This is a genomic window from Spirosoma lacussanchae, from assembly GCF_005870035.1.
Taxonomy (GTDB): domain Bacteria; phylum Bacteroidota; class Bacteroidia; order Cytophagales; family Spirosomataceae; genus Spirosoma; species Spirosoma lacussanchae.
In genome coordinates this window covers 55,918-73,557 of the sequence record NZ_SWJG01000012.1, presented here as the reverse complement: position 1 = coordinate 73,557, position 17,640 = coordinate 55,918, and the positions used below count along the sequence as shown (strand labels likewise).

At 53.2% G+C, this 17,640-nt stretch carries 14 protein-coding genes; 7 read left to right on the top strand and 7 right to left on the bottom strand.

Annotated features, from left to right (window positions below; translation table 11 throughout):
- Positions 1-8 precede the first annotated feature (8 nt).
- The 5 genes from FBR45_RS24835 to FBR45_RS24815 all read right to left on the bottom strand — a co-directional run bounded on the left by FBR45_RS24835 (position 9) and on the right by FBR45_RS24815 (position 9,679).
- The gene (locus FBR45_RS24835) at positions 9-578 is read right to left on the bottom strand and encodes a hypothetical protein (RefSeq protein ID WP_138507180.1); all 570 of its coding nucleotides are present in this window, start codon (positions 576-578) and stop codon (positions 9-11) included.
- Between the two features lie 45 nt (positions 579-623).
- Positions 624-7,589, bottom strand: coding sequence for a polyketide synthase (locus tag FBR45_RS24830; protein ID WP_138507179.1), 6,966 nt, complete (start codon positions 7,587-7,589; stop codon positions 624-626).
- Between the two features lie 45 nt (positions 7,590-7,634).
- Positions 7,635-8,180 (bottom strand): GNAT family N-acetyltransferase, encoded by a 546-nt coding sequence (locus tag FBR45_RS24825; RefSeq protein WP_138507178.1) that lies wholly within the window; start codon positions 8,178-8,180, stop codon positions 7,635-7,637.
- Positions 8,181-8,417: 237 nt separating this feature from the next.
- Complete coding sequence (locus FBR45_RS24820; RefSeq protein WP_246082381.1) at positions 8,418-9,005, bottom strand: DUF305 domain-containing protein; 588 nt, start codon at positions 9,003-9,005, stop codon at positions 8,418-8,420.
- A 23-nt stretch (positions 9,006-9,028) separates the two neighbouring features.
- A complete protein-coding gene (locus FBR45_RS24815) occupies positions 9,029-9,679 on the bottom strand; it encodes a DUF305 domain-containing protein (protein ID WP_138507177.1) in 651 nt (216 codons plus the stop codon).
- A gap of 170 nt (positions 9,680-9,849) precedes the next feature.
- On the opposite strand from FBR45_RS24815, the gene FBR45_RS24810 reads away from it, so the two are divergent.
- From FBR45_RS24810 to FBR45_RS24785, 6 genes are all read left to right on the top strand, one after another.
- Positions 9,850-11,100: a hypothetical protein gene (locus tag FBR45_RS24810; protein ID WP_138507176.1), complete on the top strand. Its 1,251-nt coding sequence runs from the start codon at positions 9,850-9,852 to the stop codon at positions 11,098-11,100.
- Positions 11,101-11,335: 235 nt separating this feature from the next.
- A complete protein-coding gene (locus tag FBR45_RS24805; protein WP_138507175.1) occupies positions 11,336-11,836 on the top strand; it encodes a hypothetical protein in 501 nt (166 codons plus the stop codon).
- A gap of 93 nt (positions 11,837-11,929) precedes the next feature.
- On the top strand, positions 11,930-12,211 hold the full coding sequence (locus tag FBR45_RS24800; protein ID WP_138507174.1) for a hypothetical protein: 282 nt from the start codon (positions 11,930-11,932) through the stop codon (positions 12,209-12,211).
- Between the two features lie 210 nt (positions 12,212-12,421).
- On the top strand, positions 12,422-12,721 hold the full coding sequence (locus FBR45_RS24795) for a hypothetical protein (RefSeq protein ID WP_138507173.1): 300 nt from the start codon (positions 12,422-12,424) through the stop codon (positions 12,719-12,721).
- Between the two features lie 12 nt (positions 12,722-12,733).
- Positions 12,734-13,051, top strand: coding sequence for a hypothetical protein (locus FBR45_RS24790; RefSeq protein ID WP_138507172.1), 318 nt, complete (start codon positions 12,734-12,736; stop codon positions 13,049-13,051).
- Positions 13,052-13,234: 183 nt separating this feature from the next.
- Entirely contained in the window at positions 13,235-14,233 is a 999-nt protein-coding gene (locus FBR45_RS24785) for a DUF932 domain-containing protein (RefSeq protein ID WP_138507171.1), read from the top strand.
- Positions 14,234-14,336: 103 nt separating this feature from the next.
- Here FBR45_RS24785 and FBR45_RS24780 read toward each other — a convergent pair whose 3' ends face one another.
- Positions 14,337-16,514, bottom strand: a complete 2,178-nt coding sequence (locus FBR45_RS24780) for a YWFCY domain-containing protein (protein WP_138507170.1) — start codon at positions 16,512-16,514, stop codon at positions 14,337-14,339.
- A gap of 6 nt (positions 16,515-16,520) precedes the next feature.
- Positions 16,521-17,129 (bottom strand): M23 family metallopeptidase, encoded by a 609-nt coding sequence (locus FBR45_RS24775; RefSeq protein WP_138507169.1) that lies wholly within the window; start codon positions 17,127-17,129, stop codon positions 16,521-16,523.
- A gap of 171 nt (positions 17,130-17,300) precedes the next feature.
- Between FBR45_RS24775 and FBR45_RS24770 the strand changes: the two genes are divergently transcribed.
- Positions 17,301-17,639: a hypothetical protein gene (locus tag FBR45_RS24770; RefSeq protein WP_138507168.1), complete on the top strand. Its 339-nt coding sequence runs from the start codon at positions 17,301-17,303 to the stop codon at positions 17,637-17,639.
- Position 17,640 lies beyond the last annotated feature (1 nt).

Genomic DNA, 17,640 nt, shown 5'->3' with positions numbered 1-17,640 from the left:
CACCGTAGCTATTCCGCAAATAACCCAAGTATAATGCCGACAAATCCAAATAACGCGATCACAAGGCCCAGAAAGTAGATGGAACCGGGGCCGCTCACCATAATAACTGCCCCAACAACTAACAGAATAACGCCCCCGATCAGTTTGATCCAGTTGGCCCGTGCTTTCTTGATTGTACTGGGTACAAACTGCCCGGTTTTCTTTTGGTCTATTTTTTGGACAATGCCCCGATGCATCGGTTTTGACGGAGCAGTGGTATTGGTTCCTGAGTGCTTTGTCGCTTCGTGTGTTAAGGATAGCCAGATTTTAACCCGCTCTGTATGCTTACTCAACGTATTTGCAAGGACCAGCCTGTTACTGTTGTGAGCAACAAGTTCAGGGGGCGTGGTGGCCGAGTCAGTCGTCGTAATCGGTCCTGTCGCCAATGCGATGCCGTGATTTAGCGACGATTTGGCGATTGGCTGAGTGCTGAGTACGGGATACAGCGTAAGGGGTGTCCGTTGAACATACGCCACAGGACGACTACAGGAAGCCAGAGCAAGAACGACAAGCAGCAGGATGCGAGAAGTATTTTTCATGGAGTTGAATTGATTACTGATTAGACAAGTGGCTATTAGACCAACCTATTCCGATAGATTGAGTTGCCGAAATTTTCCCGGCTGAATCGGGTCGGTTACAAACCAGCCCGGATTACCCTGTTGGTCACGGCCCAGTCTGGCTTTAGGTATAGGTGGCTTATCAGCCTGGTTATATACCTGTAGCAGATCATGGATCTCCGGCCCCCTTGGTTGTAGAAATTGGGCGTTCACTAATTCCCCAAAACTATCGAGGAACGCTGAGATGATCTGTTGAATGTCCTCCTCCGTATGGGCCTCCGTCATAAAACAGGGGAAACCGTCCCAGATATGAATTCCCTTTTCCCGCATAAGCGTAAACAGAAGTTCGCCGTAGGGGACATCCTGGGTGAATTTCAGCTTCCAGAGCGAACCAAACTGTGCAATGAGTATGGGGAGTTGCTGTTTCGCCAGGGCCAAATTCAGCGTGTCGGCCAGCCGTTCGGCTTTGGTCGTCAACCGTTCCTGAAGCGCAGGGCCTTGTTCGCGCAGGTATAGAAGTGAGGCATGGGCAGCCGCCAGGGCTAATGGATGTCGGACAAACGTACCAGCAAAAAATGTGATGTCGGCCTCCGGGAAGGAAGCATCCCCATACTGCCAATAGCCGCCATCCAACGCATCCATAAATCGGGTTTTACCGGCGACGACACCGATGGGTAGCCCCCCACCAATCACTTTGCCATAGGTAGCCAAATCGGCTCTGATACCAAACAGAGCCTGCGCCCCGCCCGGATGCATTCGGAAGCCCGTGATTACTTCATCAAAAATGAGCGCAGTCTGTGAAGCCCCGGTAATGGCCCGAACCTGCTTAAGAAAATCAATTGGCAGAAACTCAGGCCGACGACTCTGCACGGGTTCCACCAGAACAGCGGCCAGTTCGGATGCCCGTTCCCGAATGATTTGTAAACTTTCGTCCGTGCCATACTCCAAAATCAAGACGTTCTGCACCGCTTCTGGCGGAATACCGAGAGCCGCCGGATAAGATTGGCCGCTCCCGCTGCCCCGCCGACTGATTACCTCATCGAATATGCCGTGATAGGAACCGGCAAACGTGACGATGAGTGAACGTCCGGTCACCGTTCGGGCCATCCGTATGGCTCCCAGCACGGCCTCTGATCCGGTATTACACAGGGCCGCCCGGTCAAAGCCCGTAAATTCACAAACCAGGCGAGCTACGTCGCCCGACAACCGGTGCTGAGGCCCCAGTTCATAGCCCTTCTCTAATTGGTCGCGTAGAGCATTCGTCAGCAAATCGGGTTGGTAGCCAAACAGGGTTGACCCAAAGCCATTCAGCACGTCGATGTATTCGTTCCCGTCAATGTCCCAAAGCCGACTGCCTTTCGACCGCTCCACGACAATCGGATACACCAGTTCCTTGGTAACTGGTCTAAAACCAGTCACGACCCGTGGATCGGCCATCCAACGGCGATTTTCCTGGGTGTAGCGTTTACTCGCGGCAGTCTTCCGGGTGTACTGTTCCGTAAGTCGCTCTACCAACTGCTGCTGTTCACCGCTCAAAGCCGAGCGTGGGTTAGCCGTTGAGAGCCGCTCGATTCGGGCACCCGCCCCGAACGGCTGTTGAGGGGCGGGCGGGGAAGCTGGAGGCCGGGAAACCGACTCTTCGTTCGGTAGCGGGACCGATTGCTTCAGTTCAGGCTTCGGGCTGGTTGCGGGCATCAGTTCAGACCCTGTTGGTTCTACGGAGCGGGGTGTGACCGGAGAGTTCTGTCCCCGCAACACGGCTAATTGTTCAGCCATGATCCGAAGTTGCCCCTCGAACAAATCCATGACCGGATCGTTGCCTGCTGATCTGGCTGGCGCAGGATTCGCAACGGAGCGAGCCTCAACGGTCCGCGCAGGTTGAACGGGTGTCGGAGGAGTCGGGTCAGACGGTAGAACGACGGAGGGCGTTGCCGGAGGGGAGGGTGTTGCCAGAGGAGGGGGCGTTACCGGGGCCGGGGGCTGAAATGCGCTGGCTGGCAGTTCGCTGTCTAAGAACTGGGCGACCGATTCAATGGAGGTGTAGGTGCTGTTGAGTTGGCGGAACGAAATTGGCACCTCGAACTTTTTACGTATAGTGTACGAGAACTGAGTTAGTGCCAGCGAGTCAAGACCCAGCTCAATGAATGTTCGGTTCGTATCCTCCTGAGCTATCTGGATACCTGCCGTGTCGTTTAACAGGGTCTGGATGAGCGTACCTAAATAGTCTTTCCGCATAATCGGTGTTGAGATGACAATTAATGGCGTATCGATTTCCAAAACTTCGCTTACAGAGACAGGTAATGGCGGGGTAGCCAACCCGGTCGGTTCTGGCCCGTCTGCCTCCAATCGACTGCCCTCGGTTACCTGTTTGGGCGGGTCCAGCCAGCACCGCGACCGATGGAACGCATAGGTAGGTAGATCGACTCTCTGATTCACCCGCCCGGCCTGAAAAGCGGCCCAATCCGGGTTGATGCCTCGTAGCCATACCTGCCCCAGCGCATTCAACACAGATTCCGTTTCGGACCGACCGCCTTTAGCCTGCTGTGGCCCAGCTTTGTCTAAGCTTGTCACGATCTCAATCGGGCGGGGTACGGCTTGTTGGCGGGCCAGGGTTGACGTAACGCTACCGGGGCCGACCTCCAGCAGAATCGGATTCGGCAACGTGAACAGAGTTTCTAAGGCATCGGCAAAACGGACAGTAGCCCGCATATGGGTTGCCCAGTAACCGGGGCTGGTGGCTTCTGCATCCGTCAGCCAGGTACCACTGACCGTCGATACAATCGGTTTTTGGGGCCGTTGCAGCGGAATAGGCCGCACGTTCGCTTCAAACTCAGCCAGTATGGAGTCCAGCATGGCCGAGTGAAACGCATGGCTGGTTTCCAGCAGGCGATTGGCGATGCCCCGTTCGGTTAGCTGTCCGGCAAACGCAGCAACGGCTTCATTGGGGCCGGCAACTACACTCAACTGACGGCTATTGACGGCGGCTACGGAGAGTTCGGGGGGTAACATCGCCGAAAGCTGGGTATGCTCCAGCCGCACGGACAACATACTACCCGACGGTAACTGGCTGATCAACCGCCCGCGCGTTGCCACGAGACTCAGCACGTCGGGTAAGGTGAAGACTCCCGCCAGATGAGCCGCCACGAACTCGCCAATGCTGTGTCCGCACAACACCGTTGGCTGGACACCCCAGCTTTGCCAGAGCCGTGCCAGGGCATACTCGGTAACGAAGAGTGCCGGTTGGGTGTAACGGGTGTCTTTGAGTCGTTCGATGGCCTCCGCCTGGGCATCGTCGGGGTACAGAACCTGGCGGATGTCGATATCCAGATGATGCGTCAGATACTGGGCGCAGGTGTCAATGGCCTGCTGGTAAACGGGTTCCTGTTCATACAGGGTACGGCCCATATTAATATACTGCGCCCCCTGTCCGGGAAACAGAAACACCAGCTCGCCGGGTGATGCCGCCAAACGGCTTCCTTCCGTTGGTGAATAAATCGTCTGCGGCAAGGCGGGCGTTGTCAGAGCCTGCCTAACATCGGATTCATCCGTTGCCAACACAAATCGACGATGCGCGAAGGATGGTTGCCGATTTTGGAGCGTGTAAGCCACATCGGAAAGGGCAAGGTCTGGATGCTGATGGAAGTACTCGTTCAACTGCGAAGCGTAGGTTGTCAGGCTGTGCCGGGAACGGGCCGACCAAATCACTAATTGAGCCGGGCGCGGCCCCAACGGTTCAGGACGTTGTGGTATCCCCAACCCATCGTGTTCTTCGACCACGACGTGTACGTTCGTACCCCCCACTCCAAACGAACTAACCCCCGCGCGGCGCGGCCAACGTTCTGATTCGCCGGTTCCCGGCTGTTCCCACGCGCAACGGGTTTGGTTGACGTAGAACGGACTGTCGCTGAACTTGATCTCCGGGTTAGGCGTGGAATACCCAGGTGATGGGGGTAGCTGCCGATGATACAGGGACAGAGCCGTTTTGATTAACCCGGCTACCCCGGCTGCCGCCGTCAGGTGTCCCAAATTGCTTTTTATTGACCCTAACGCGCAGAATTGCTTTCGCGGTACGGGGCCAAACGCCATCGTTAAGCCTTCCACTTCGATTGGGTCGCCCAGCGGAGTAGCGGTCCCGTGGGCTTCCACATAGCTAATTGTCGCGGGATCGATTCGGGCATCGTTCAGAGCCGCCCGAATCGCCCCGGCCTGCCCTTCGGCGTTGGGAGCCGTGAAACTGCCTTTACCGCTTCCGTCGTTGTTAACGCCAACCCCTTTGATTACCGCGTAAATCCTGTCACCATCCCGTTGAGCAGCCTCCCGTGCTTTCAGCAACACCACGCCTGCACCGTCACTGAAAACGGTTCCGGTGGCCTGTGCGTCGAACGGTCGGCAGTGTCCATCCCGACTCAGCATGGCCCCCTCTTCATACAGATGACCACTGTAGATCGGTGCCGTAACGCTGGCTCCGCCCGCCAGGGCCAGTTCGCAATGCCCCAGCCGAATACTGTCAACGGCCTGAGTGACGGCCAGAAGCGAGGTTGAACAGGCAGAATAGACGCTGACGGCCGGTCCACCCAGGTTCAGTTGGTAGGCCGTGCGCGAAGCAATGAAATCTTTTTCATTGACCGTCATCGCCTGAAAACTGCCCACCTGCCGGACTACATCGTGGCGGGGTAATACGTTGTTGAGGTAGTAGGTGTTGTTGCCACAACCGGCCCAAACCCCAATCTGCTTACCGTAGATGTGCGGAGGATACCCTGCCTGTTCGAGGGCTTCCCAGGCAATTTCCAGGAACACGCGCTGTTGCGGGTCCATGACCTCCGCCAGTTTAGGGCTGATGCCGAAAAAGCCGGGGTCGAACCTATCGGCCTGCTCCAGAATACCCCTGGCTCGGACGTATTGCGGGTCATTGACCAGTTCGTCTGATAACGAGGAATCCAGTTCGTCCTGAGCAAAGAAACGAATTGTCTCCCGGCCAGCCAGTAACACCTCCCACAACGCTTCTACGGTATTGGCCCCCGGAAAACGACCCGCCATACCGATAATGGCGACATCCTTCGCAGGAGTTGATTCGGATGGAATCGGTATCTCGTCGGGGGTATGCCGGCTCCGACTTCCCAGATATTGAGCCAGCAAACGCACCGTTGGAAACTGGTATAACTTCGTTACCGATAGCGTATAGTTTCCCAACTGGTTGAGGGCGTTTGTTGCCCGGGCAGCCAATAGCGAATTACCACCCAGCTCGAAGAAATTGTCCATTACCCCAACCTGATCAAGAGCCAGAACTTCGCGCCAGATGGCGGCTATGGCTAACTCCGTTGGGTTGCCAGGGACGTTGACAGGGTTGTCTGTTTTCCCTTGCAATAGGGGGTCGGGGAGTGCCAGCCGGTCTGCTTTGCCATTGGCCGTTAGGGGAATCTGGTCGAGTGAAACCCATATGGTCGGAACCATGTATTCGGGCAATCGGTCGCTCAGAAAATTCGTCAGGGCTGTTTTGTCGAAGGGGACATCCAGGACTACGTACGCAATCAGCCGGATGTCGGTCTGGCTCTGATCGGCTCCCCCAACTCGTTTGGCCACCACCACCGCCTGTTTCAGGTGGGGAACTTGTAACAGAGTTTGCTCGATTTCGCCCAACTCAATACGAAATCCCCGTATCTTGACTTGCTGGTCGATGCGGCCCAGGTATTCAAGCGAGCCATCCATCAAGAGCCGAACTAAATCACCACTCCGATAGAGCCGCGCGTTGGACAGCTCAGGCGTAACGGAGTCGGGATGGCCACTTCCGGGGGCAAGCGGGTTGCGGATAAAACGCTGTTCGGTGAGTTCGGGCTGGTTCAGATAGCCCCGCGCTACGCCCGCGCCCCCCACGTACAGTTCGCCTGATTCACCGGCGGCTACCGGCAGTTGCTGGTCATCCAGCACATACGTTTTCAGGGTTGGAATCGGCCAGCCAATGAGACTACCGTTTTGCGCCAGATGAACCTCGTCCAGCCGCAGATACGTGACGTGTACGGTTGTCTCGGTGATGCCGTACATGTTGATGAGCTGGCAGGTCGGAAACCGTCGGTGCCAGGCCCGAAGCGTGGCCGGATGCAGGGCTTCCCCTCCAAAAATGACGTAGCGGATGGGTACGTCCATGTTTTGAGCGAGGAGGTGTTCCTGCAACACGTAAAATGCCGAGGGTGTTTGATTCAGAACGGTAACCCGCTGCTGAACCAATAACTCCGTAAATAACTGAGGGTCTCTGGCAACCGATTTTGGAACGATCACTAATCGCCCACCGAACAACAAAGCCCCGTACATTTCCCAAACCGAAAAGTCGAAGCAGAACGAGTGAAACATGGTCCAGACATCGTGTTCGCCAAAATCGAATCGGGACGGGTGCATTTTCAGCAAACTGACCACATTGCCGTGTTCAATCATCACGCCTTTTGGCCTCCCCGTCGATCCAGAGGTGTAAATCACGTACGCTAACTGACGGGGAGTCAATGGTACGGATGGGGGTTCGGCAGACTCATGACCAATCGCTGTTGCCTCCCGGTGGAGACATATAACGACCCGGTCCGCAAGCTGACCTCCGGTAAGAGACGTTGTCAACGTAGTCAGCGCATGACGGTCAGTCAGTACCACTGGTGCGTTCAAATCAGACAACAAATAGGTAATGCGTTCAGTGGGGTACGCCGGATCAATGGGTACGTAAGCACCGCCCGCTTTGAGAATGCCCAGCAAACCGACAATCATCTCCAGCGAACGCTCCACACAGATCGGTACGAGCGTTTCGTTAGCTACGCCCTTTTTGAGTAAGTAGTGGGCTAACTGATTGGCTTGTTTATCCAACTCCCGATAGGTCAGCACTTCCCCTTCATAGACAACGGCGACATAGTCGGGGGTTCGGGCAACCTGTTCAACAAACAGGTCGATCAACGTTTTGTCGGCGGGGTAATCAGACGTTGCTAATACAGGTGGGACTTGATCGGGTATATTTTCCATAGCTTCATGTTAACGGGAGGACACCGTTGTTGCTCAACTTGCTATTCAGACCAATTCGGTGGTATCGGCCAACCAGTCGCTTACTAAATAAGCGTATAGAAACGAGTCGATCAGGACTCCATTCTTCACCACACTTCCGCGAAGCAGCCCCTCCTGCCGATACCCTGCTTTTTCGAGCACTTTGATGGAAGCTGTGTTGTGGGCCATCGGTTTGGCATATAGGCGGGTCAGACGCATTTGTTCGAATGCATACTCTGTTATCGCTTTCACAGCCGCCGACACGATACCCCGCCCCCAGTATGCCTGACCCAGCCAGTACCACAGTTCAGCCGAGTGTTGTTCAACGTCTTCGCCAATCCGTAGCCCGATGTTACCAACAGCTTCCCCATTCACATCGATGGCAAAGTCCGTTTCCCGTTCGGGATCGACCACGAACTGAATCCACCGCTGGGCATCTACCATCGTATAAGGATGGGGGAAGCTATCCCGAAGCGTAAGCCATACGGCCTGATTATTGGCATGACGGGGCAGGTGATCTTCGTCACCGTATTGCCAGGAACGTATCACACAGGGGCCGCAATCGATTTTCATAGAAGTTGGTTACAGCAGGGCTGGTTCACAGATTAACATTTACTAATAAATTATCTTATTTTGACGCATAGACGTTGAGTTGTCACGATGAGAACCACATCAAGATTTCACTATACTTATGTAAAATCTTTGGGTTCCACGTCAATCCTTCACAGTTGCACATTTTACGTTTAAAAACACACAAAAAGGGCGACACAGATCTCCGTGTCGCCCTGGCGATGCCGTACGAACAGGTTATCAGGAAGCTACTCGTGCTTCTAACGTTTTCAGTTCCTCCCGTTCTTTCGTCTGCATTTTAATGATGCTTTGCGCCATCATTTTCATCGTATCCGACTTGGCTTCCTTCAAAAAAGCAGTTGCCATATCGATACCCTGCTGATGGTGTTGCGCCATCATGCTGGCAAAATCGTGATCCACGTTACCATTCATGGAGTGGGTGCCGCTGTGCATGATCTTCATCGCTTGTTGCCCTAATTTGGATGAAGCAGCCCGTGGCTTGTGGGTACGCATAAACTGAGCGAGTTCAGCGATTTCCTTTTGATTGGCTGCCTTGATCTTTCTTGCCAAGGCGATAACCTGGGCGTTTTTGCCCTGCTTGATCTCCATATCGGCCATTTCGACAGCCGACTGGTGGTGCATCTTCATCATCATGGCAAAATCATGGTCGGGGTCACCCGTCATTTTCATATTCATCATCTGGGTCATGCCCGACTGCATAGCCTTCATCATGGCGTTACTGGCCGACTGTTGGGCTAACATGGGTTGCGACAGGAGCAGCATTACGCTCAGGGCTGCTACCGAAAAGAGTTTAATTTTCATCTTCATAAACGTTGTTAAACACAGGTGAATCAGTAATTCTTGTTGGCTTTCAGCCAGTCCTGCAACATGCCGATTTCCTTTTTCTGATCGTCAATAATCTTGGTAGCCATCTGCCGAATCTGGGCATCATCGCCGTATTTTAGTTCCGACATGGCCACCTCCAGCGCACTCTGATGGTGGTCAATGAGTAGCTGCGCGTAGTCCACGTCTGAATCACCGGTCAGAACACGGACATCCTGCGCCCGCATCATTTTCATCATGGATTCCATTTCCTCGGCGTTGTAGGTGGCACCGGCAGGGATAACCACCGCTTTGTGGCTTTGGAGGAACTGATTAAATTGAGCAATCTCCGCCGTCTGCGCCGTGATGACCTGTTGCGCCATTTGCTTCATCGTCTGGTTGTCGCCCGACTTCAGTTCTTCGTTCGACATATCAATGGCTCCCTGATGGTGCATCCGCATCATCATAGCAAAGTCATGGTCGGGGTCGTTGGTGTCGGCCATTTTGTCCATCTCGGTCATCATCCGATGGTTGATCTGCTGATAGACGTTTTCATCGTGGGCCTGCGGCTGAAGCCCATCGTCGTTGGTGCACCCGCTGAGGATGAGGCCAATCGCTATAGCTAATCCAGTTGATCGGGACAATGTCACCGCCAAATTTTCGATGTTGGTTGTTTTCATTCCGTTGATAGAACCGCCGAAGCGGTAAATGTTGAGTAGTTACCTGTTACTCTATTCTATAACTAAAATAGAGTACATGGGGTTATTGCAAGATTCTTCGTCTGCCTTACAGAATTTTTGGGTTACTTTAGCCCATGCTTTATCCTCCCTGCTCTAAGGGTAACAAACGTATGCACACAACTACCTTAACAAACCTGATTAACGAGTACAAACAAAATCCAGACCTCACGTATCACTCCTGGTTTTTGCATAATGAGGATCGGCTGAAGGCGTTTCGCTCCATTCGGCGGGGCGTGTTGCAGGTGATTAGTGATATCAAAGACGGATCGTTCCCGAATGATTTCAAGGGAAGTTCGCTGGAATTTGTGCTCACCTGCATCACGGAGCAGAAACAGGTATTTGAGGGGGCATCGCACCCGTTTTACTGGAAACCCAAGCTGCGGATTCCTGATATTTACGAAAATCAGGACCATAAACGATACTTCGGGCAGTTTTTGGCGTGCTGTCTAAAAGCGACTAAACCCGAAACCGTGGTCGCGGAGATTAGCCGATTAGACAGTTATAAAATCAAGGGGCTTGGCCCCGCCGTAGCCAGCATCCTCTATTTTTTGCATCCGACCTGGGTGCCTCCATTCAATACCGCGATCATAAACGGGTATAATCGATTGTTCAGCGAGCGCAGAAAGCTCGGCTCGTGGTCGGAGTATCTGGCGATCCGGGAGAAAATGATAGCCGTCAACCATGAATACCGGCAATTGCTGTCCAACGATTTGGGCGCATTGGCTGGGTTACTGTTTGAGATTGGAGCGGGCAATCTATTGGTTCCGGGCATTGGGGAACAGCCGGAAAGTGAACGCGAGAAAGTGCAAAAACAACTATCGAAACGGCACAAGGAAGTCGTCTATGATCAGCAGGAAGAGCAAACGCACTCAGAGATGCAACACCATTTGTTGACGATTGGCCGGGCGTTGGGCTATGATGTAGCCGTGGCGCGTAATGATTTGTCTCGCCAGTACAACGGTCACGCCTTTTCGTTTGTGAGTTTGCCCAGCTTACCCGCCCTGCCCGTTGCGCCCGAAACCGCCCAAACCATTGCCCTGATTGACGTAGTTTGGCTGGAGAAGGGTACTGGTCGGCTGGTATGCGCTTTTGAGGTGGAAAAAAGTACGTCGATTTACTCAGGTATCCTGCGCCTAACCGATCTAACCTGTTCGCTGCCAGACCACGCCACAACGCTCTATCTGGTCGTTCCCGACAGCCGACGCAAAGAGGTGGAGATGCAGCTAACCCGGCCTTCTATCAGGCAAACCAACACGCCAATCCGCTACCTATTGATGTCCGAGTTACGCACCCACTGCGATGCCTTGTGTCGCTTTGGCGACGATCATAGAGTACTGGAGAAAATTGCACGAGTGGTGTAAAGCGGTGTCTCGTCCTAAAAAAATGGAGTAATTGTTTCGGTACGCTTGGTAAACCGGATTTACAACACTCCCACAAACTCACCGAACAGGAACGCAACTTCGCCGATTGGTCGAAAACACAATAGGGTTAATCGAATTCAGGTTGGGGGGCACCGCTCCAGCCTGTTTTTTTGAGATATGGATGCACGGCCTAACCGATGGGTGAAGTCAAAAAGCGCAGCCATACTACCCTAACATGTGCAGTAATTTATTTACACGTACCCAGGATGCTTGGCTAGTCGGTCCTTCAATTAGTGCTGTTTGGCCTGCAATACCTCTTACTAAATCTGATCAAAATATCAGCGCATGGCGATTCCGTCAGGTGGCCGATTGGGAAACATTTAGGCGCAATGCCGGTAAAACAGGCTGTATTCTGCCAAAGCGGCTGGTGTTGCTGGCGGATGTAAGTGTCCTCACGCATGACACCATCTTTCAGATTCGGCAGTACAGAGAGCAAAATCCTCTGTTCGCCCCAGTTGTCTACTTTGATCAGCCCGACCTGGGAAAGTTCATCCACACCTTCAACAGTGATCTGGCAGGGTACTCTTCCGCTACTGACTCCGAAGAGGAAATGGTGCGGCTGCTCCGGGCTGTATTCGCTGGGAAACATTATTACACTCCCGGCTTCTGCCGGTTGGTGGAGGATTTAGGTTTCCCAATTGCGAAAGGGGACGAGGATAAATACATAAAAAATTAAACAAAAAAATATTCAATATAGTAGTAACAACCGTCGAAAATACTCTTATTTGCACCGCAGGGGCTTGATAAGTAAGCCCTCTGCCCTGCAAGTATGGAACAGAAACCCAAACTTCTTTACGAAGACATCTACGGCCTTTTTGAATTTCGTGGCATCAAACAAGGCAAAATCGCCGAGGTTATGAAGATGTCCTACAACAATTGGTATAAAACCAAACAGAATCACCTGCGTAATCTGAGTCTCAACGAAATAGGCGAACTGGCCATGTTCCTCGAACTACCACCCGAACAGGTATTCAGCCTTTGTTTCGCTGTCTATAAACGAGCCTGGCTCGAGCAACAAAACATGCCGTTACCCGAACCAACTACTCCGTAAACGTTCTGCTGACAACCCGCCCGGAGCGGGTTTTTTTATGCCAATTGAGGTACAATCAAAGGGGAATTAGCGAAGGTAAAACGATAAATCAAGGAGGGAGTATAAAGTTCAACTAACAGAAAATCAGTGTTTTATATAAATTGAGCAAGCCGTAAATTTAAATAGTGAATCAGCGAACGACATACTAACCCCGCTGCTTTTACGGCCCTTATGACTTGTTTTTGTAGCCCTGCCCGTATTCGGTTAGCCATTGACAGCCGCATCAACCGCGACCTCATCGCAACAGCCCGTGAGCAGGGATTTGTATTCAGCAACCCGCCCGAAGACTTTCCTATCTGGCATAGCGTCGCCGAGGTTGATTTAGAAAACCCGGCCTTCATGTGTTCGCCGGAAGTTGCCCATTGGCTGATGGGAAAAGCCCTTGAAGTTACCCTGTTTCAGCTTTATCAGTCCCAGCGGATGAGCCAGCGTACTCATACCCGTAGTCTTCAGACAATGTGTAATCAATAACTCCCCTATACAATGGCAGTAACCATGAACTCCTACGTACAAACCCTTTACGACCAGATTGGCCGCACGGCTTTTTTTATGATGGGGGCCAAAGCTTTTCGCGTTGACAACAAAGCCCACTCGCTACGCTGGCAGATTGCCAACTCGCGGATCAAAAGCGTTACCGTGCGCTATGATGTCGCTGCTGACCTGTACGAACTGTGCTTTCTAACCGAGACCAAAACCACTATCTCTGAAATAGTCATTGAGCAGGTAGAAGCAGGTCAGTTGCACGCCACGATTGAACGAATGACGGGCTTACGGTTGTCATTGACCCGCGTTTATGCCTGAGTGAAGGGCCATCAAAGGCCCTTTGTGGATCAAGGGGTAGTTAGAAAATACGGTAAGCAAGCGGGTTTATAAAGGTTTATATTGTTGATTATGAATTAGTTATGTTATATTGAATTGGCTATTTTTATATCAGCAAACGGTCTGAAAGACAGGCCGAAAAAATCTTAAAACTTGCTGATTGCCATGCGCAAAGCCAACGTAAACAACCAACTGCTTACTACCGATTCATGGGACACAATTTGCTTCCCCGTTAAGTCAGTCCCCGCCCGCGACATTTTGCCCAACCCTTACCGGATGATACCGACCGACCGCCAGCATTTTATCGTGGGCAATATGCCCAGCGAGGAACGCCAGATTTTTGCGGCTCAGTCGCCCCGCTATTCGCTCATCCCCAATTCGGTTATCCGCGATGCCGTTACGGAGGTAACAGGCATCGAGCAGCCCGTACATATTCGCTACAGCCGAAACGGCGAGTATGCCATCAATGTCATTTTGCCCGACGAAACGACCGTAGGCCCTAACGACGTGATTCAACGGCAACTCACGTTTACCAATTCGTACACAGGTAAGTCTCAGTTTACCATTCAGGGAACGGAGATGAAGCGGGTACGGGAGCAAAAAGTACGGGTGGCGTTCTTCCGCCAAATCTGTTCTAACGGCATGATGGGATGGGCCGATGAGTTCGTAAGCCTTGACCAGTATCTTGATTGGCTCGTGACGGGCCAGACACCGGAGAAAGCCAAAGTCAAGGGTTTGGAATGGGTGTATGAGAGTGCCGAGACGTTGCGGGCCTACCAGCATATGTTTACGCACCGGGGCATCAATCTCAATCAGTTCCGGGCGTTTCTGGTCAATTTTCTGCGCGACTTTCTGCGCTACGCGCAGGACTGCCCCAGCCCCACGCACGACGTATTTACGATCATGCAGGACCGGGCCGTAACCGACCGGCAGGAAGCCGCCAAACTGGTTCGTAACGTGGGCGTTTCGCAAAAACTGGTTGATGCGGCTATGGAACGCATGGCTACCGAGGAATGTATTTTGGGTAGCGGCCCCAACGCCTGGTTGTTGTACAACGGCGTAAACCACGCCCTGTTTAACGGTAATTCGGGTCTGACCCTACCGGCCCGCTACGACCTCGACGAGAAGGCATTTCACGCCATAACCGCCCATTACGTGCTGTAAAAAAAACTGACTGCCTTTAAGGGCAGTCAGGAGAGAACAAAGGGGTAGGTAACTATTCAAATAACCAACTACTTTTCTATATAGCTTTCACTCAACGAATTTCTCAACCCTTCCGCTCCTTGAACACAATTCCGAACTCCGTTACCTCGCAATCTACCAGTAGCTGAATGTCTTCTTTCACCCGGTGGTAGTTGTCCTGAAGTAAGCGGGCTTTGAATGCCTGTCGGTCGGCGGGAGTTAGGTCGATGGGGTCGGTCCTGTACACCTCGCGGATAATACCGTCCAAGTCGAGCATGGGCGGTAGCTGGTGAGGTTTCTTCATTTGGTCGGTTTCTACGCCGATGAACGCCCTGAACGTTTTCAGGTCGAACTCCTCACCGAAATTGTCCACGAACTGCCCTACAAACTCACCCTGCTTCAGCCGCGAAATTTTGGCCGCCGGAATCATCTCTATCAACTGCTGCGATACGTTGATGGTGGTATCGTGCTTCGAGTACGTGATGGACTCTTTGGTTTGGTTTGTCTTACCAAACCGACGCGACAGCTTCTCCGCCGTTTCGTACACGACCGTACCCGAAAACACATTGGCACCGAGGTTCATGATCACCTTAGCTTCCTTCTCGCCGTAGTCACGGGTCAACTGCTCAAAGTCTTGGATGCCCAGCCAGGTGGCTACCTTATTCGAGCGGGCTGTGGCGATGAGCATGTCCAGCCCTTTGAGGAACATGGTCGGCAATTCATCCCAGAACAGAGCCGACTTGAGCCGCCCTTTCCGGTTGACCAGCTTCATGAGCCGGGCCGTGTAGAGCGAAAACGCAGTGCCGTATATGGCGGTACGTTCGGGGTTGTTGCCCGTACACAAAATTTTGGGGTCTGCGGGGTTGTTGATGTCGAGTGTAAAGTCTGAACCCGTCATGACCCAATACAGCGTTGGTGAGGAGAGCCGGGCCATCGGAATCCGCACCGACGAAATCTGCCCTTCCAACTGCTCCATCGCGCCCCCGTCGCGGGCATCAATGAAGGGCCGGACGTATATTTCTACTTCCGGGTAGCGTTCCATCAGGGCGAAGGTTTCATCGTAGCGACGGTTGATGAATTCCAGTGTGTGGGGAAAGGTGCAGCAACTCGCCAGCCGAGCGTAGGTGGCCAGTATGTCCGGGCGTTGCTGATCGGCGGGCTTCGCCTGCTCGGTAGCGTGGAGGACGCGGTATTTCAGGCTGACCGTCCGCAAATACCAGAGTACCGAAGTCAGGAAATTGATGGCCGATTCTGGGAAGAACTCCCCCTGCTTCTGCGCCCACGTCCGGTTCAGATTGAGCATCACTGTCTGAGCCGCTTCGTAGGCATCCATCACATCGGTCATACCGTCGGCATCGATGGGATTACAGCGGTGCGAGTACTCGATGTCGTCGAAGTTCAGGACGTAAAACTTCGGAATGAGCGGATCGTTTCGGCGTTTGCGGTCGGCCAATTGGTCGGCGGGTGTCCAGGCGTAGGTATTCTCGGCAATGGTTTTGCGGTAGGCGTTGTAAGCCTCCAGCGTCAGGTCGGGAAACTTGAAATCGTACACGTAGGTGACGTACCCCTTGTACAAACTTTGCCAGAGTGCCTGAATCAGCACCGCAAACGTCTTGCCCGACCCCTGCAACCCCAGCACGATCACCGACCGGAACGGGTTGACGACGTTGATCAGCCCCCTGCGCCACGCGCCCCGGTAGGCATATAGCGTTTGAAAGTGAATCGAAAACTCGTTCTGCACCAACGTCTCGTTCTGTGGGAATTCCTCGTTGGTGTCGTTGAAAATGTCGTTCGAACTGCGGGTGAAGAGGATACGCGAAAGATACTGCCCGCCTTTTATCAACTGCATGGTGCCGGCCAGTGTCAGCCCGGCGTAGAGGATGTCGATGGCCACCGGTGCTACCCACGTTTTGGCGTACAGCAACGGCACAGAGCCAATAAACAGCAGCAGCCCCACCGCTCCGTAATGCAGTACCTGGTTGCGCCCGATAGACGGGTCAATCTTCCCCTTCGAGCCAATGGCGTACAGAAATAAGAGCAGCAGCACCAGTGCTTTGCTGATAAACGGATTACTAAACAAGCCCAATCGGCTGTTCAGGTTGGATAGGGTACTATACAAATATTCTACTATCCAGCTATCCGAATAGATAAGTTCGTGGCAGTACCATAGGCTATGTAGCAAAAGCAGACCGATGGCGGCAATGATGAAGAGTTCGACGGTCTGGGTATGTCCCTCCCGCTCTTTGTTGGTCATTTCAGGCATAATGCACTAAGGAATTAGGGTTGATTGATTCTGTTGCCGATAGTATGCCACGAAGCGAATGGCCAGAGTGAGGTAGGGGGCCGGGTTGACGGCCACGCCCTGTTTCAGGACACTGTAATGCAGATGCACACCCGTAGCCCGGCCCGAACGGCCCGTAATGCCGAGCCGTTCGCCGAGCCTAATCCATTGCCCCGGCTTCACCGTCGTCAGGGCCAGATGCCCATACACGGTCTGATACGAATTGCCGTGATCAATACGGACGTACTGCCCCAGGCTGGTGCTGCGGCCAGTGGCCACGACGCGCCCGGCTGCCGCCGACCGAACGTACTGGTGCGGCCCGGCCAGGTCGATACCGTCGTGGTGACGAACGCTTCGAAGCGTCGGGTGTTTCCGCATTCCAAAAGCCGATGAAATATGATTGCCCGACCAGTCGCCTAAGGGGGGCAGGCAGGGAATACGCTGGGCTTCGTCGGGAGAGAGCAGAAACAGCCGGTTGAAGGCCGACTCTACCGCTTCCGGGCTGGCTTCATGTACCCACTGTTGAACTGAGGTTCCGTGATCACCCCCTGTTTCGACCTGTGCCAATCTCCCACATTCAACATTACTCTGATTCATTGCCTTTGGCGGGGCTACACCACTCATTGTCAGCCAGATCAACCCGCCCGAAAGGCTTTTTAAATACCGTTTTGTCATACTCCACTGTGCTGTTTGCGACAAAAATACAGTTGGATAACATCAAATATTTAATTAATTAAAGTAATTTAGATAAAAAATTAAATAAAAGCAATGAAAAAAAGCAATGAGGGTATTATGCCGTTAGCGCACGAGCAGGCCAGTCGATTGGTACAACTCTTCGCTCCATCGTTCGATGCCTGTCAGGAGCAGCCGACTTCGGGCACTGGTCAGATGTATATCTGGCAACCGGTGCTGACAGACATTCATCAGCAGGTCGTGCATGCACTCGGCCCCGTTCTCGTCGAGTCACACCTCAAGCCGGGAGACCCCTCTCCTACTCTATCGCTCAGCCTGCTTGCTCCGCCTGTCTCACCCCTCCAACCGCAGGTTAGCCGGGCGCAGCAATCCCTGGCCGATGACTTCATGCCCGTTGCCAAACCCACGCTTTGAT

What these genes read in the sequence shown, in the direction of transcription:
- FBR45_RS24835 (WP_138507180.1), bottom strand. Translation starts at nt 578, where the DNA reads ATGAAAAATACTTCTCGCATCCTGCTGCTTGTCGTTCTTGCTCTGGCT.
- FBR45_RS24830 (WP_138507179.1), bottom strand. Translation starts at nt 7,589, where the DNA reads ATGGAAAATATACCCGATCAAGTCCCACCTGTATTAGCAACGTCTGAT.
- FBR45_RS24825 (WP_138507178.1), bottom strand. Translation starts at nt 8,180, where the DNA reads ATGAAAATCGATTGCGGCCCCTGTGTGATACGTTCCTGGCAATACGGT.
- FBR45_RS24820 (WP_246082381.1), bottom strand. Translation starts at nt 9,005, where the DNA reads ATGAAGATGAAAATTAAACTCTTTTCGGTAGCAGCCCTGAGCGTAATG.
- FBR45_RS24815 (WP_138507177.1), bottom strand. Translation starts at nt 9,679, where the DNA reads ATGAAAACAACCAACATCGAAAATTTGGCGGTGACATTGTCCCGATCA.
- FBR45_RS24810 (WP_138507176.1), top strand. Translation starts at nt 9,850, where the DNA reads ATGCACACAACTACCTTAACAAACCTGATTAACGAGTACAAACAAAAT.
- FBR45_RS24805 (WP_138507175.1), top strand. Translation starts at nt 11,336, where the DNA reads ATGTGCAGTAATTTATTTACACGTACCCAGGATGCTTGGCTAGTCGGT.
- FBR45_RS24800 (WP_138507174.1), top strand. Translation starts at nt 11,930, where the DNA reads ATGGAACAGAAACCCAAACTTCTTTACGAAGACATCTACGGCCTTTTT.
- FBR45_RS24795 (WP_138507173.1), top strand. Translation starts at nt 12,422, where the DNA reads ATGACTTGTTTTTGTAGCCCTGCCCGTATTCGGTTAGCCATTGACAGC.
- FBR45_RS24790 (WP_138507172.1), top strand. Translation starts at nt 12,734, where the DNA reads ATGGCAGTAACCATGAACTCCTACGTACAAACCCTTTACGACCAGATT.
- FBR45_RS24785 (WP_138507171.1), top strand. Translation starts at nt 13,235, where the DNA reads ATGCGCAAAGCCAACGTAAACAACCAACTGCTTACTACCGATTCATGG.
- FBR45_RS24780 (WP_138507170.1), bottom strand. Translation starts at nt 16,514, where the DNA reads ATGCCTGAAATGACCAACAAAGAGCGGGAGGGACATACCCAGACCGTC.
- FBR45_RS24775 (WP_138507169.1), bottom strand. Translation starts at nt 17,129, where the DNA reads ATGAATCAGAGTAATGTTGAATGTGGGAGATTGGCACAGGTCGAAACA.
- FBR45_RS24770 (WP_138507168.1), top strand. Translation starts at nt 17,301, where the DNA reads ATGAAAAAAAGCAATGAGGGTATTATGCCGTTAGCGCACGAGCAGGCC.